Origin of the sequence: Shewanella sp. SR1 (assembly GCF_020447145.1) — a bacterium.
GTDB classification, from domain to species: Bacteria; Pseudomonadota; Gammaproteobacteria; order Enterobacterales; family Shewanellaceae; genus Shewanella; species Shewanella baltica.
Genome location: NZ_JAJAEF010000058.1, coordinates 1 through 1380 on the forward strand (window position 1 = coordinate 1; position 1380 = coordinate 1380).

Sequence of the window (1380 nt, forward strand, 5' to 3'; positions counted from 1 at the left end):
CCTCGATACATTTGCATCTGACAATGAAAAGCGTACTCACCAGGCTGCATTTCCGGAAGTTGAATGGATTTCTGCTTATTAAGCGGTAAGGTGTCACTGATTTCCAGTTCAGGGATCTGTAGGATTTCCGAACAGGGAGATTGGTCCTTGCGCAGAAATTTAAGTTCTACCGGTGTGCCGGCGGGCACTTTGATTCGCGAAGGTGAATAAGTGCCGTTTTCAACAATGATCACTAGCTCTTTTTCCTTTACATCAGCCTCTCTTGGTTTGTAAAGCCAAAACCACCAAACAATAAGTGTAATCAGGACAATGCCAGCTATATTGACCAATAACATATCTATGCTCCTTAGTGAGGTATTACCGAGCTTTCATCAGTGTTCCCGAGCGCTAAACAGTCTCAAACGATTGGCGTTTGTCACCACAGTCAATGACGAAAATGCCATTGCGGCACCAGCTATTACCGGACTTAACAGTAAACCAAACAACGGATACAGCGCTCCGGCTGCGAAAGGGATCCCCGCTACGTTGTAAATAAATGCACCGAGCAAATTCTGTTTAATGTTTCTCAGCGTGGCTTTGCTCACAGCAATCGCATCAGCAAGTCCATGCAGAGAGCCGCGCATTAAGGTAATATCCGCACTCTCGATAGCAACGTCCGTCCCCGTGCCAATAGCAAAGCCGACATTAGCAATCGCTAGAGCTGGTGCGTCATTGATACCGTCACCCGTCATGCCGACGATCTCTCCCGCCATCTGCAGTTCCTTAACCTTTTTCGATTTATCTTCTGGTAATACTTCAGCAAAAAATTCGTTAATTCCCGCCTTTTCAGCTACCGCCTTTGCTGTCGCACGATTATCGCCGGTCAGCATAACGACGCGAATACCGTTGTGCTGCAACCGCTTGATCGCGGAAATGGAGTCCTCCTTAATGGGATCTGCCACCGCGATAATCGCTGCAAGCTGGTTGTTAACTGCAAAATACATCGGTGTTTTTGCCTCTGCGGCGAGAGCTTGTGCTCTTTCAACGAAATCTCCGAGTTCGACATTGCACTCAAGCATCAGTTTTTCATTCCCGAACAGCAGTTGATTTCCATCCACTTCCGCCTGCACTCCATGACCTGCGATCGCATTGAAATTAGAGACTTTTCCCAACTCAAGGCCTTTTTCTTGAGCAGATTCGACGATAGCTAATGCCAGTGGATGTTCTGATCCTGACTCTAGGGATGCAGCAAGTTGCAAAATATCATCCTCGCTCTGTTTGCCTGCAACTAACACATCTGTAACCTTGGGAGTCCCCAAAGTGATGGTCCCAGTCTTGTCCAGAATCATTGCCGATATTTTCGAAGCGGTTTGCAACGCCTCACCATTGCGGATCAACACT

General features: G+C 47.4%; 2 protein-coding genes. Both read right to left on the reverse strand.

Annotated elements, in window-relative coordinates:
* Positions 1-335 (reverse strand): cupredoxin domain-containing protein (locus tag KV201_RS22310; protein ID WP_226060649.1); only part of this gene is annotated, 335 nt, incomplete at its 3' end.
* 36 nt (positions 336-371) lie between these two features.
* A partial coding sequence (locus KV201_RS22315) for a heavy metal translocating P-type ATPase (protein ID WP_226060650.1) occupies positions 372-1380 on the reverse strand: 1009 nt, incomplete at its 5' end.